Genomic DNA, 14,925 nt, shown 5'->3' on the forward strand with positions numbered 1-14,925 from the left:
AATAACGATTGATATATAGATGATTATAGAAAATAGGAAAGATATTTGTTACAGAGACGCCTGTAACTGAGGAACAGACTCCTGTTCGAATGAAAAAATAAAAGAAATTATATTGAAACATTTATAAGTTGTCTTTTATTGATAACGGTAACAGGTGCACTTTTTTTATGAGGGGGAGATATAAACAATATTGTCCAAACTTTTTTGTAATAAACGCGTGAAAAATAGGCGTTAGAAACAATCATAAACCAAAGTTTGTAGTGCTACTTGCTAATTATTCCATCTTAAACATTAAATATCTTATACTTATCTATTAAGGAAAATTTAAGGGTTGGAAGAATATAAGAAAAAAGGGTAAATATTATTTAATAATTATTTATTGGAGGGCTTTTAAATGTTCGGTGAAAATGAGGTAAATGATTATCATCTACTAAAATATTCATTGCTATACGATTTTTTTGTGTATTTTTCTTCGGTTGAAATTTATGGATTACCATTGGCACAATGTTTATCTAGGCTATTTCTTTTACCCCATATTCAACCATTTGTTGATCAGAATCTTGGTAATCAAATTCTTATGAGTGAACTTCATAAGCAACGAAAATTTCATTCAATGGGAAATATTAATCAAAAATTAATAGCCTTTGAAACCATTGCCTCAGTTACCCTTCCAAAAAATAAGAATTCGATACTGCTATCGGATGACTATTATGCCTTTGCGATTGATCAACTTAAAGAATATGAAATCACCTTGTATGGGGTCCAACATAAAGAAATTCATGATAATCTTCCACATAAGTTTAAAAGTTCTTTTTTCAGAAATGAATTGTTAAAAGTTGATAACAAGGAGGTTAAGAAGCAACAAGCTCTTCTTAAGAAACAGATTGATGAAAATTTAAGGATTCGACCACAGCATTATTATTTCAGGACACAATTATTTCAAGAATGGCTTTCAAAAGCCTGTATTGGTATTATAAAGTGGGTTTATATTTTGAATAAGGAAATTTTGAAGACACGACCAGCTTTAATCATAAATCCTTCAGAGGCTAGTATTTTTGGTACAATTCTTGGGCTACTTTCAAAAAAATACCAGATTCCATTTGTCAACCTACCTCTCACAACAATTGGAGATCTTAACATAATTCCATCTCGGGCCGATTATTACTTTGTATGGGGAAAATATCAAAAAAACTGGTTAATGAAGCGATATATAAGTGAAGATAAGATAACTGAAACTGGAAATATAAAATTCTATTATGATAAAAAAGATCCCTCAGTTTCAAAAGAATTATTTAATGAAAAACATAAAATACCAAGTAATCATTTCATCTTAGGTTTTACAACTCAACCGTTTTTAGAAACCAATGATAAACTAGAAAAATGGATAGAAGCTATACCTACTAATCTTCCTGTAACCATCTTAGTCAAAAAACATAGAAACGATAAATATGAATATCCAGTGTTAAGTACAAAGAAGAATGTACGAATATTACCTAGTGATTACCCATTGTACGATTTTTTACATTATATAGATTGTTTAATGACTATTTCATCTACTACCGCATTCGAAGCTGCACTCTTAGATAAACCACTTCTAATCCTTCAACCAAGCATGCCCTACCATTATGTATTAAATCACAATCAAAACAATTCTTATTTTGCACAATCTCAAGCGGGCGAAATAATAGAAAATGCTAATGAGTTAATCCAAGCGGTAACAAAAATAACAACGGTCCCAAGCTATGTAGTTTATTTAACAAAGAAATTAGAAACATTCAAAAAAGGTTCAATTAAAACAGTAAACTGGGCCCCTGCTTTAACAAAAAATAAAATAAAGGAAATTATGATGAAGCATCTTTGAAATATTTTTTTATTGACATATACTAAAAGATTTTTGGTGAGTACAAAACTGGAGTATTAAAGAGCAAGTTATTTTTTTCATGGGAGGTCTTTTTATGTACGGTGAACTTGAAGTAAATGATTATCATCTACTTAAATACAATTTAGTATACGATTTTTTTCACCACTTTTCTTCGATTAAAATATATGGCTTACCATTAGCCCAATGTTTAGCAGCACAATTTGAGGTGCATATTCAACCATTTATTGATAACAACCGTTTAAATCAAGTGATTATTAGCAGCCTCCGTAAGCAAAATAGATTTCAGACTATGGGAGATATTTGTCGAATATTATTAACCTTAGAAAATATTTCTCCGGTTGCTATCCCTAAAAATAAGAATTCAATATTGCTTTCGGAAGACTACTATGATTTTGCGGTTGATCAACTAAAAGAATACCAAGTCACTTTGTTTGGTGTTCAAGATAAAGTGCAAAATAATATTTTCCCAAAGCATTTTAAAAAATACCTATTTAGCAATGAACTCTCAAAACTTAATAACCAGGTGGTAAATCAGAAACAAGTGCTTATAAAAGCAAAGGTAGCCAATTTATTAAAGGCTATTCCACCACATTATTATTTCAGTACATCAGTATTTCAAAACTGGTTGCTAAAGGCCTGTATCACATCGGTTAAATGGGCTTATATTCTAGAACAGTTAATTATGAAATCGAAACCAGCTGTAATCATAATTCCTTCAGAGGCAAGTGTTTTTGGTACAATACTTGGGCTTCTATCAAAAAAATATCAAATCCCTTTGATCAACATGCCAGTTTTTTTAATTGGAGACCGGACTATAATTCCTTCAAGAGCAGATTATTATCTTTTATGGGGGAAAAATCAAAAACAATGGTTTATTAAGAGAAAGATTAAAGAGGATAAGCTTACTGAGATAGGAAATGTAAGATTTTATTATGAAATGAAAGGTCCAGTTAGTTCAAAAGAAACATTTTATAAAAAATTTAACATTCCATTTCATCATCAATTACTAGGTTTCACATCTCAACCATTTCAATCCACCAATGAACAGCTTGAAAAATGGATAGAAGCAATACCGAAGAATATTCCGGTAACCATTTTAATCAAAAAACATAGGGGTGATAAATACGATTACCCGTTATTAAGCAAAAATAAAAATGTGAAAATCCTATCAAGTGATTACCCATTGTACGATTTTTTACATTATATTAATTGTTTAATGACAATATCATCCAATACTGCGATTGAAGCTGCAATTTTAGATAAACCACTTTTAATTCTACAACCCAATATTCCCTATCATTATAACTATAATAACAATCAACACCATGCTCATTTAGCAAAAGCTCAAGCTGGAGAAATAATTAAGAATCCGAAAGATTTAATTAACGCGTTAACAAGAGTAACAACAGAACCCAGTTATTTGGATGTTTTAAAAAAGAAAGGGAATAAATTTTTAATAGAGACACTTATAGCTGTAGAACAAGCTCCTATATTAGCAAAAAAGAAAATACAAGAAATTATTTTAAAACATTCATAAATAGGGAGGAGAACATAATTGTTTAAAGTTATAATTATCGGGTGTGGGAATATTGGATTTAGACATTTCGAAGGACTGCTAAAGTCAAATTTATCTCTAATCATCTATGTTATTGATCCCAACTTGGAAGCTTTAAATCGTGTACAAAAGTGCTATGAGGCATCTAATTCACTCGAGAAAACATGCTATTTTTTTGAATCCATACAAAATATTCCGGAACAAATTGACCTATGTATTGTTGCAACTAACTCAAAAGTGAGATTGAAGGTTTCAGAAAGTATATTAAAAAATACGACAGTAAAGTACCTAATTTTAGAAAAAGTATTATTCCAAAAAGAGAGTGACTATGATAAGATGTCATCCCTTCTTAAGGAATTTAATGTAAATGGTTGCTGGGTGAATTGTCCTTTAAGAACCGTTCCTATATTTAAGGAATTGAAAGAGAGAATATATTCTAATTTAATCTATCATGTTGAATATAGAAATTTTGGGATTGGGTGTAACAGCATTCATCAATTAGATTTGTTTGCATTTTTGACAAATTGTTTAGATGTGAATCTTGAAATGAATCAATTGGAAGATGTAATTGAAAGTAAGAGAAAAGGTTATTTAGAAGTTTTAGGAACATTAACTGCTTATACAAATAAGGGGGATAAATTGGTCATTTCTTCGAACCACCAATCTAGTCCTAATTATTTTATAAGATTTAATTTTAATGAAGAGATTTGGACGGTATTCCCTCTTACTGAGAGAATGAAGATCGAAAATATTCAAAATAATGAAGTTATAGAAAAGGTTATCAACTATCCAAAGCAAAGTTCAATGACCTCTCTTTTGGTGAGTGATTTATTGTTATTTGAAAAATGCTCTCTCCCAGATTATGAGACATCAAAAAAACTTCATGTAACTTTAATTAATAATTTGAATGTTTTCTTTTCGAAAATTCTAAATCATGAGGTGATTGAATGCCCAATCACATAAAACCCACCCTTCTTGTTGGAGCAGGAAATATGGGGATTGAGTATGCAAAAGTATTAAATAGCATGAATAAAGCCTTTCATGTATTCACAAGAACAGAGAGAACAGCTATTCAATTTAATGAGTTGACTGGCAAGCAGGCTTTATTTGGAAATTTAGAACAACTGCTGAGTGAGGGGCCTTCATATGACAAAGCTATCGTGGCAGTTTCCATAGAGCATTTAAAAGAAGTGGCAATTACTCTTATGCAAAACGGTGTGAAAGAAATATTGTTGGAAAAACCAGGAGCAGTTAGTGCCGATGAATTAAAAGAATTACAAGTCGCTTCCCAAATATTTAATGCAAAAATATTGATTGGATACAATAGAAGGTTTTATGAGTCAGTTCAAAAGATGCTAACGTTCATCACTGAAGATAACCCCATTCGGTCAATACAATTTGATTTTACAGAACTAAGCAAGCAAATTGAAAAAAATGTTAATTCAGATAAGATAAAAAGCAACTGGCTAATTGCTAATTCTTCACATGTTATTGACTTAGCATTTTTCATAGCGGGTAAACCTAAATTATTACAATGTTATTCAACTGATAATGTTGCTTGGCACCCTAAGGCTGCCATCTTTACAGGTGCTGGAGTGACAATCAATAATGCATTATTCAGTTATCATGCGAATTGGAAATCACCAGGTAGATGGGGGATTGAAGTGATGACTGATCAATACAAATTCGTACTTCAGCCCCTCGAGAGACTATATATAATGAAGCATAATTCTTTTGTGGTAGAAGAAGTATATTTTCCAAAGTCTCATGATACTGAATTTAAACCTGGTCTCTTCAAACAAGTCCAAGCTTTTTTTTCTGATAAAAGGAACTTAGTCGATGTGGCAGAGCAAATTCAAAACTTTGAGCTGATTTACACCCCGATCATTTTTGGTCATAAAATGAAAATAGAATAATTATGGTGGTCATATTACCAGATTCAAATACTCCCATATTAGAATTAAGTAAAGGCATATCCATATACTCATAGATTTCTTACCTTTTTTATTATGAAATATATTCCAATAAATAGATCGATAAACGTTATTCATTAATTGTGGATTCACCTCATAAAATAAAAAGGTCTAATCGTCAGAAAGTTATGTTTTTAAATCTAAGATTAATAAAAGTCACCAAACGTATCTTATAAGAGGTGTCCATATGACTGGAGAAAGCATAATCTTTACTGGTAAAGAACGGATAAACATTGCTTCTTTACTGAATGACCTTACAAATACATTTACTTATGAATTTTGGATTAAGCCATCTGCCGAACATCAAATTGATCGTGAAGCTGTAGTAGGGATTTCTGGTACCTGTGGTCAAAGATATGTCGTGTTTCCAGGGCATGGTAAACAAGAAAATGAAGCAGGAATAGGTATTTCAATAGGGAATAATGGAATTTCAGTATATGAACATACCGTCAATCATTTACCGGCCACTTTAGTACATCTTTTTCTAATAAAAAATTGGACACATATAGCTGTCGTATATAAAAATAAAACACCTTATTTATATATAAACGGAGAGTTCGTTAAAAAAGGACTGGCAACTACAAAGGAAACACTGTATGCATCGGGGGTTTTTGGAGGTTCAAAATATGGTTATTTTATAGGGGAATTACGTGAACCAAGGGTATGGTCCTATGCAAGAACACCAGCTGAAATCAAGGAAGAGATGAACAAGAGCTTAACTGGCAGTGAAGCTGGATTGTATATTTATAATGAACTTAAAAATAATCGTATAGACGGCACTCGAAAAAATATGGAAACCATATTGAATAAATATCCTGTTTTTATAAAAGAAAATATTGATTTATTGTATAGATGGGGAATAATAAATGAAAGCCAAAGTTTGAATTTAAAAGATCATTATAAAATGAATCTTTCAAGGAACACTTTAGAAACCTATACATTTCAGAATGAACGGTACTTAACGGACGTTTTATTCATGTTTGGATGTTATCGAAAAGATTATGAGTATCTCCTTTTTCCTGTAGCAAATAGGCTCGCTGAAAAGGGTGTATCTGTCCATGTTATAATCCATGATAAATCCTCTCCGAATTTAAATATGCTTTCTAAAAAAGTGAATATTTTGTTCTATGATAATTTATTAAGGGAATACAATACGCATAAAAAGGCTAATAAATTTTTTAATAGCAATATGCTTAGGTATCTTGATGAATTCAGTCATGAAATGGGACTAAACGCTTCACAAAAGAAAAGGTTACAAGTATTTTATCGAATTTATGCTATTGATAAGGTTTTCACAACTAATTTGCTGGCTAAGCTAAGACCTAAATGTGTCTATAGCATCCATTTTATCTTAAACCCAGGTTGTATTAATGCTATTAAGGCCACAAGATACCCTGTAAAATGTTTTCTCATTCAACATGGTCTAATAAATCCAGATAGTAGTGGTAATCATGATTTTAGAGGGGCAGATCTAGTGTTTTTATGGGGAGAATATTTTAATAGTATTTTAAAGGAAAAGGTGAATGCTCCTAACACTAAGGTTATAGGAAATCCAAAAATTGAGCAAATCCGATTTGACATAAAAGAGAACAGTGACTTTCTTTCAATGCCAAAAACAATGAAAGAAAAGGAACCTTTGATTATTCTTTATATATTTACAGGCTCTCCAAAACAGGGGTACAATACCAAAAATTTAGCCCTTTTTTTTAAGGGCATTAGTCCAATCAATAATATTGAAGTAATTTATAAACTCCATCCTACATCTTCACTTGATGACTGTCAAAACTACATTCGTCAGGGGCACATGGAGCAAAGTCAAATCATAAAAGATGGCAATACCTATGGTTTAATGAAACAAGCTGATATTATTGTTGGAGATTTTTCTACGTCAATATTCGAAGCAGCAGCATTGAATAAACCAGTAATTCAAATATTCCAGGATAATTACTCTGAAAGGTTCATTAAATTTACACATGTAAAGTTTCCAGAAGAGTTAACTAAAATCATTAATCAGTTAAGGGGTGATCAAAAGTATTTTTATGATTTTATGGTAAACCAACAAAAGACTTTGTTTGATTTATTTAATACCATCGATGGTTCTACTGAAAGAATAGCTTCATATATAGATAAGCTGATAAACGGCGAAGGAAAGTCTAAATAGCATCTGAGCTTAAAGGTGAAAGTTTATTGGAAATAAAAAGCCCTTCAAAAAGGAATATAATGACGTTCCCGATTGAAAGGCTTTTCGCTTTCCACAGTTTCTTTAATCTCTTTCAGATTACTCATCTTCCATTTAAGAAAGAACTTTTTTTGGCTGTCTAGGATGATTTTATTCTGCAATGCTCTATTTAACCTAAAACTACTACTGCCATAATGATGAATAAAAACATCATTTGCTACCCATAGTTCTCTATTTGAAATTTGAGCTCTTATACTGAAATCTGTATCTTCAAAATACCCTGGGGAAAAGCGTTCATCAAGACCCCCAATCATATCAATCAAACTTCTTTTAAAGATCATACAAAGACCACTTAAGTAATCCACTTCATAGCCTTGCTGATCATGCTTTTGTGTCCATTCATTAGCGAATTTTTGCATTTGATCCATATTCTTGTAGGGAGTTGGGGTAATTGCTTGATGTGAAACGACATTATTTGATCTGGGCCCAACAATGCCAATGGAAGGGTCCTTATTAAGTTGCCATAGAAGCCGGCATAACCATTGGTTTGTAACAACAGTATCATTGTTTAGAAGGACAATATTTTCTCCTCTTGCAATAGTAATACCCTGATTGCATCCGCCAGAAAATCCTTTATTTTTTTTATTTGCAATTACTTTGGTGTAAGGTAGCGTTTTAAGAAATTCAAGGGTGCCATCCGTAGATCCATTGTCAACTAAGATCAATTCAAAGTTTTCCTTGGTGTGGCGAAATATGCTCGATATGCATTCCTTTGTAAAAGGAAGACCATTTCGGGTAAGGATGATAATTGAGGTAAGTGGTGATGTATAAGATTGGTGTTCATGATTAACGGTCAAATTTTTCGCCCCCAATATTTATCTGTTTTTTTAGAAGAAATTTTCAAGTTTTACTCTCAAATCAAACCTGGTAGATGACTTTTTGCATTTTAGAAATCTATATTGAATTTGGCAAAGTACCAATCATCATCATATTTTCGTTTTTGAAAGTAGGCCCGTCGCTGCTTTTTAACTCCATCAAGGAGAACTTGGGATTCAATAGGGTTTGCTTTTACATGGATCATGAGTTTTTTGCACTTTTGTATGCGATGAGTATTAAAATGAGAGTAGGCCATCCTTAATAAATTATAATAAACTTCATCATAGCTAACTTCATAGGGGTGAGTTTTTCTGAATAAATGGATAATTTTTACATTAGACAAAGCGTGGCAGCGGAATCCAAATAGCCATAGCTTAATAGAAAGCTCTACATCTTCATGTCCCCAAGTTTTAAATCCCGTCTCAAATCCGCCCACATCTTCAAACACTTTTTTTGAGATAATAAAACATCCTCCGGGTAATACGGCAGTTTCAAAGAGGCCATTTTGTTTAGCGTTCCATTTAATTCTGAGGTTTGACTTTAAGGTCTGACCATAGCCAATGAAATCGGAATTGCCAAACGAAGCGATTGCTGGGGTTACTGCATCAGATTTTCCTGTAAGCAGGGGTTCTACAATATGATCGATCCACAAATCTTCAAACTGTAAATGGGCATCGCAAAAAATCAGGAATTCTCCAGAAGCTTTTTTTGCTCCTAAATTTCGTGCGCTGGCAGCTCCAATTCCTTCTGTTTCAAAAAGTTTAACCTGGTTTGCGTGATTATAGGTAGTAAGAAAATCACAGCAATCATCTGATGATCCATCGTTTATAATAATCACTTCGAAGGAATAATCTGTATCAACTGAAAATAATGAATCGAGAGTGGTTTTCACATTTTCCCCTTCATTTTTGGCAGGAAAAATTATTGAAATTAAAGGATGATTTTTCACTTCATTTATCTCTCCTTTTGTAACGATTTTTCATTAGTAAGAAAAATCAAGGACTGTGATATTGAAGTTAATAGGGAGATTATCACAATCCTTGATCTTCGGTTGAAAGTGGTATTTAAGTTTCTGTTTGTAGTTCCATGAGTTAAAGTGAGGGTACATATACTCTTAATAATGGTTATTATTAATGCTTTCTAAAATTCTTAAAGGGATCTATCGCTGTTTTTTGCGCTCCAGAATGTAAATTATATAAAGGATGATTTTTATAAAACATATCTAATGAAAATGAATCTGACTTAGTGTTTTTAAATGGAGTATCTTGGTAATCTTTTTTCTGATACGATGACAAGATCCCGGAATTATAATTTTGTTGAGTTCGACCAATTTCTGTGTAACTCGGTTTATTTAGGGGAGAGGATATTTGACTATGTGATGTTTGCATATTAAAATTTTGGGTTGTATTTTTTTGTTGGTTTGTTTCATTCGAGAATCGAAACGCACTTGGTTGATTAATTACTTCTTTGTTATTTGGCGAATTGAAATTTCCCATATTAACACGAGTATTTCCAACTTGCTGTTGTTTTCCATTATTATTAAAAGGTTTTTCCATTTTTCCTGTTGCTTGGAAATGATTTTTTTCTCGTTGTTTAATATATTTTGTTCGTTCATCTTTATCATGTATTTCTTTTGCTTTTTGATCATTTACCGTTTTACTTGTAGTTTCCATTTTTTTTAAATAATTAATTTCTTTATCTTTTAAATCTATTATGGAACCGGTTAAGTTCTTAATTTCCTGTTGATGTTGGCTTTCATTTTCCTTTAAATTGATAATCGTCTGTTCTAAATGATTAATCTCGGCTTTATATTTATTTTCTTGCTCTGAAACACGAGCAATCGATTGATTTAACTGCTCGATTTCTTGTTGATGTTGAATTTCATTTTCCTTAAAATGAATAATCATTTGCTCTAGGTTTTCAATCTCTGCTTTATATCTATTTTCTTGCTCCGAAACAAAAGCGATCGTTTGATTTAACTGCTCGATTTCCTGTTGACGTTGATTTTCATTTTCCTTAAGGTTGATAATCGTCTTTTCTAAATGATCAATCTCAGTTTTATATTTATTTTCTTGCTCCGAAACACGAGCAATCGATTGATTTAACTGATCGATTTCTTGTTGTTGTTGACTTTGATTTTCCTTTAAATTGATAATCGTCTGTTCTAAATATTCAATCTCGGCTTTATATTTATTTTCTTGCTCCGAAACAAGAGCAATCGTTTGATTTAACTGCTCGATTTTTTGTTGATTTTTATCTTCATTTTTCTTAAAATTAATAAGCATTTGCTCCAGGTTTTCAATCTCGGCTTTATAATTATTTTCTTGCCCTGAAAAAAGAGTAATCGATTGATTTAATTTTTCGATTTCTTGTTGATGGTTATCATCATTTTCTTTAATATCAATAATCATTTGCCCTAGGTTTTCAATCTCTGCTTTATATTTATTTTCCTGTTCGGATAGGTGGTCGATGGTTTGGGTATAATTTTCAATTTCCTGGTTAAATTTGTCGATAACTTGTATATGATGACTTTCCTTTTCGGAAAGTTCAATCATGGCTTTTTCTAATCTTTCAATTTCCTCTTTATATTTATTTTCTTGTTGGGATACAACGCTAATCGTTTGATTTAACTGCTCGATTTCTTGTTGATGATAGTTCTCTTTTTCCTTTAAATCTATAATCATCTGTTCTAAATTCGCAATATCCACCTTATATTGACTTTCCTGTTCCGATAGTTGGCCGATAATTTGGGAATAATTTTCAATTTCCTGTTTAAAGTTGTCGATAACTTGTGTCTGCTTTTCTTCTTTTTCGGAAAGTTCGATCAGGGCTTTTTCTAAACGTTCAATCTCCACTTTATATTTATTTTCTTGCTCCGAAACAAGAGCAATCGTTTGATTTAACTGCTCGATTTCTTGATGATGGTAGTTCTCTTTATCCTTTATATCGGTAATCATCTGTTCCAAATTCTCAATGTTCAATTTATATTGACTTTCCTGTTCGGACAGGTGGTCGATCGTTTGAGTATAATTTTCAATGTCCTGTTTAAAGTTGTCGATAACTTGTATATGATGATTTTCCTTTTCGGAAAGTTCAATCATGGTTTTCTCTAAACTTTCAATCTCCGCTTTATATTTATTTTCTTGTTGGGATACAACACTAATCGTTTGATTTAACTGCTCGATTTCTTGTTGATGGTAGTACTCTTTTTCCTTTAAATCGGAAATCATCTGTTCTAAATTCGCAATGTCCACCTTATATTTATTTTTCTGTTCCGATAGTTGATCGATCATTTGAGTATAATTTTCAATGTCATGTTTAAAGTTGTCGATAACTTGTTTCTGCTGCTCTTCCTTTTTGGAAAGTTCGATCATGGATTTCTCTAAATTTTCAATCTCGGCTTTATAATTATTTTCTTGTTGGGTTACAACGCTAATCGTTTCATTTAACTGCTCGATTTCTTGTTGATGGTAGTTTTCTTTTTCCTTTAGATCGGAAATCATCTGTTCCAAATTCCCAATATTCACTTTATATTGACTTTCCTGTTCGGATAGGCGGTCGATCGTTTGCGTATAATTTTCAATGTCATGTTTAAAGTTGTCGATAACTTGTATATGATGATTTTCCTTTTCGGAAAGTTCAATCATGGATTTCTCTAAATTTTCAATCTCCGCTTTATATTTATTTTCTTGTTGGGATACAACACTAATCGTTTGATTTAACTGTTCGAGTTCTTGTTGATGGTAGGACTCTTTTTCCTTTAAATCGGAAATCATCTGTTCTAAATTAGCAATATCCACCTTATATTTATTTTTCTGTTCCGATAGTTGATCAATCATTTGAGTATAATTTTCATTTTCATGTTTAAAGTTGTCGATAACTTGTTTCTGCTGCTCTTCCTTTTTGGAAAGTTCGATCATGGATTTCTCTAAGTTTTCAATCTCGGCTTTATAATTATTTTCTTGTTGGGTTACAACGTTAATCGTTTCATTTAACTGATCGATTTCTTGTTGATGGTCGTTCTCTTTTTCCTTTAAATCGATAATCATCTGTTCTAAATTTGCAATTTCTGCCTTATCTTGACTTTCCTGTTCCGATAGGTGGTCGATCATTTGAGTATAATTTTCAATTTCCTTTTTAAAGTTCTCGATAACTTGTTTCTGCTGCTCTTCCTTTTCGGAAAGTTCGATCATAGCTTTTTCTAAACTTTCAATGTCCAATTTATATATATTTTCTTGTTGGGATGCATCGCTAATCGTTTGATTTAACTGATCGATTTCTTGTTGATGGTAGGACTCTTTTTCCTTTAGATCGGAAATCATCTGTTCTAAATTAGCAATGTCCACCTTAAATTGACTTTCCTGTTCGGATAGGTGGCCAATCATTTGTGTATAATTTTCAATTTCAAGTTTAAAGTTGTCGATAACTTGTTTCTGCTGCGCTTCCTTTTCAGTAAGTTCGATCATCGATTTCTCTAAATTATCAATCTCCGTTTTATATTTAATTTCTTGTTGGGATGCATCGCTAATCGTTTGATTTAACTGCTCGATTTCTTTTTGATGGTCGTTCTCTTTTTCCTTTTGATCGGAAATCATCTGTTCTAAATTAGCAATGTCCACCTTAAATTGACTTTCCTGTTCGGATAGGTGGCCAATCATTTGGGTATAATTTTCAATTTCAAGTTTAAAGTTGTCGATAACTTGTTTCTGCTGCTCTTCCTTTTCGGAAAGTTCGATCATAGCCTTTTCTAAACTTTCAATGTCCAATTTATATTTATTTTCTTGTTGGGATGCATCGCTAATTGTTTGATTTAACTGATCGATTTCTTGTTGATGATAGTTCTCTTTTTCCTTTAAGTCGATAATCATCTGTTCTAAATTTGCAATTTCTGCCTTATCTTGACTTTCCTGTTCGGATAGGTGGCCAATCATTTGGGTATAATTCTCAATTTCAAGTTTAAAGTTTTCGATAACTTGTTTCTGCTGCGCTTCCTTTTCAGAAAGTTCAATCCTCGATTTCTCTAAATTATCAATCTCCGTTTTATATTTAATTTCTTGTTGGGATGCATCGCTAATCGTTTGATTTAATTGATCGATTTCTTGTTGATGGTAGGACTCTTTTTCCTTTAGATCGGAAATCATCTGTTCTAAATTAGCAATGTCCACCTTAAATTGACTTTCCTGTTCGGATAGGTGGCCAATCATTTGGGTATAATTCTCAATTTCAAGTTTAAAGTTTTCGATAACTTGTTTCTGCTGCTCTTCCTTTTCAGAAAGTTCAATCATCGATTTCTCTAAATTATCAATCTCCGTTTTATATTTAATTTCTTGTTGGGATGCATCGCTAATTGTTTGATTTAACTGCTCGATTTCTTGTTGATGGTAGGACTCTTTTTCCTTTAGATCGGAAATCATCTGTTCTAAATTAGCAATGTCCACCTTATATTGACTTTCCTGTTCGGATAGGTTGCTTATCTTTGAAATGTAATGATCAATTTCTTTCTTATATTTTTTTATATCTTTTTTATGATGCTCTTCCTTATCTGAAAGTGCTTTTTCTAAGTGATTCATCTCCACTTTATATTGCTTTTCTTGATCGTATAAAAGATCAATGGTTTTAGTAAGCTGATTCATTTCATTTTTATAATTCATTTCTTTTTCGTTGAGGGAATGAATGGTTCCTTTTAACTCTTGAATTTCATTTTTGAAAATATTTTGCTCGTGAAAATAAAACATAACTTTTTCAACTAATTTCTCAATCTCTAAATTTATGCTTTGTACATCTAAGTTAGTTATTTTTTTATTAACTGGAGCAAGAAGGGATTTCACCTCTGTAAGCCCATCCGCCATTTTTTGAAAACCATCATGGCTTTTAAATTCCTCATTTTTGACATATTGTTTTTGAGCAGACTCATAATCTTTAACTTTCTTTTGAAGAGAAGCAATTTCACTTTGTAATAATTTATTCTTATCTCCAAGAGTTTTTATGTCGTTATTTTTCTTTTCGTCGTTTGTTTTGGTTTCTTTAAAGTACTGTAGTTCAGCCTTATATTTCTTAATTTCTTCTTCCAATTTCTGAACCTTGGTTTCTGCACTCTTCCTTTCATGTTCCTTCCGATTGATTAGTTCTTGATATGTTCTTTGTTCATTTACCATTTCTTCATTGTGTTTTATTAGTTTTCTTATTTTCTTTTTACTATAATCGACTTCGTATTCATTAACTTTTGATTTGTATAGGGAAAGTTCAGATCTAAGATGAATGATCATTTGCTGAAGTTGAACTGGAGTTATTTTATTCAATTTGCTTTTTTGAATTTCATTGGCTTTTTCATCATCTGTGTACAAAATAACCACTCCTTATTTTTGATCACGTGTGAACAGGCGCAATCTCCAGCCATTACTAATAAGGAATCAATTAGACAGGTTGAGATTGAGCGACTGTAAATGACCAAGAAGTTCCT

At 31.8% G+C, this 14,925-nt stretch carries 8 protein-coding genes; 5 read left to right on the forward strand and 3 right to left on the reverse strand.

What is annotated here, in order from left to right:
* Positions 1 to 394: 394 nt before the first annotated feature.
* The 5 genes from ACFX4H_RS04775 (at position 395) to ACFX4H_RS04795 (ending at position 7,571) form a co-directional block, all read left to right on the forward strand.
* A complete protein-coding gene (locus ACFX4H_RS04775) occupies positions 395 to 1,861 on the forward strand; it encodes a CDP-glycerol glycerophosphotransferase family protein (protein WP_377434199.1) in 1,467 nt (488 codons plus the stop codon).
* Positions 1,862 to 1,955: 94 nt separating this feature from the next.
* Positions 1,956 to 3,419, forward strand: coding sequence for a CDP-glycerol glycerophosphotransferase family protein (locus tag ACFX4H_RS04780; RefSeq protein WP_377434202.1), 1,464 nt, complete (start codon positions 1,956 to 1,958; stop codon positions 3,417 to 3,419).
* 18 nt (positions 3,420 to 3,437) lie between these two features.
* Positions 3,438 to 4,400 (forward strand): Gfo/Idh/MocA family oxidoreductase, encoded by a 963-nt coding sequence (locus ACFX4H_RS04785; RefSeq protein ID WP_377434204.1) that lies wholly within the window; start codon positions 3,438 to 3,440, stop codon positions 4,398 to 4,400.
* On the forward strand, positions 4,385 to 5,353 hold the full coding sequence (locus ACFX4H_RS04790; protein ID WP_377434207.1) for a Gfo/Idh/MocA family protein: 969 nt from the start codon (positions 4,385 to 4,387) through the stop codon (positions 5,351 to 5,353). The genes ACFX4H_RS04785 and ACFX4H_RS04790 overlap by 16 nt, the downstream gene beginning before the upstream one ends.
* A gap of 244 nt (positions 5,354 to 5,597) precedes the next feature.
* On the forward strand, positions 5,598 to 7,571 hold the full coding sequence (locus ACFX4H_RS04795) for a LamG-like jellyroll fold domain-containing protein (RefSeq protein ID WP_377434209.1): 1,974 nt from the start codon (positions 5,598 to 5,600) through the stop codon (positions 7,569 to 7,571).
* Positions 7,572 to 7,615: 44 nt separating this feature from the next.
* Here the strand turns inward: ACFX4H_RS04795 and ACFX4H_RS04800 are convergent, their stop codons facing one another.
* The 3 genes from ACFX4H_RS04800 to ACFX4H_RS04810 all read right to left on the reverse strand — a co-directional run bounded on the left by ACFX4H_RS04800 (position 7,616) and on the right by ACFX4H_RS04810 (position 14,809).
* The gene (locus ACFX4H_RS04800; protein ID WP_377434212.1) at positions 7,616 to 8,446 is read right to left on the reverse strand and encodes a glycosyltransferase family 2 protein; all 831 of its coding nucleotides are present in this window, start codon (positions 8,444 to 8,446) and stop codon (positions 7,616 to 7,618) included.
* A gap of 89 nt (positions 8,447 to 8,535) precedes the next feature.
* Positions 8,536 to 9,423: a glycosyltransferase family 2 protein gene (locus tag ACFX4H_RS04805; RefSeq protein ID WP_377434731.1), complete on the reverse strand. Its 888-nt coding sequence runs from the start codon at positions 9,421 to 9,423 to the stop codon at positions 8,536 to 8,538.
* A 172-nt stretch (positions 9,424 to 9,595) separates the two neighbouring features.
* Positions 9,596 to 14,809, reverse strand: a complete 5,214-nt coding sequence (locus tag ACFX4H_RS04810; RefSeq protein WP_377434215.1) for a hypothetical protein — start codon at positions 14,807 to 14,809, stop codon at positions 9,596 to 9,598.
* Between the last annotated feature and the right edge of the window lie 116 nt (positions 14,810 to 14,925).

Origin of the sequence: Peribacillus sp. YIM B13477, from assembly GCF_042787955.1 — a bacterium.
In the GTDB taxonomy this organism is placed as follows: domain Bacteria; phylum Bacillota; class Bacilli; order Bacillales; family DSM-1321; genus Peribacillus; species Peribacillus frigoritolerans.

What these genes read in the sequence shown, in the direction of transcription:
- ACFX4H_RS04775 (WP_377434199.1), top strand. Translation starts at nt 395, where the DNA reads ATGTTCGGTGAAAATGAGGTAAATGATTATCATCTACTAAAATATTCA.
- ACFX4H_RS04780 (WP_377434202.1), top strand. Translation starts at nt 1,956, where the DNA reads ATGTACGGTGAACTTGAAGTAAATGATTATCATCTACTTAAATACAAT.
- ACFX4H_RS04790 (WP_377434207.1), top strand. Translation starts at nt 4,385, where the DNA reads ATGCCCAATCACATAAAACCCACCCTTCTTGTTGGAGCAGGAAATATG.
- ACFX4H_RS04795 (WP_377434209.1), top strand. Translation starts at nt 5,598, where the DNA reads ATGACTGGAGAAAGCATAATCTTTACTGGTAAAGAACGGATAAACATT.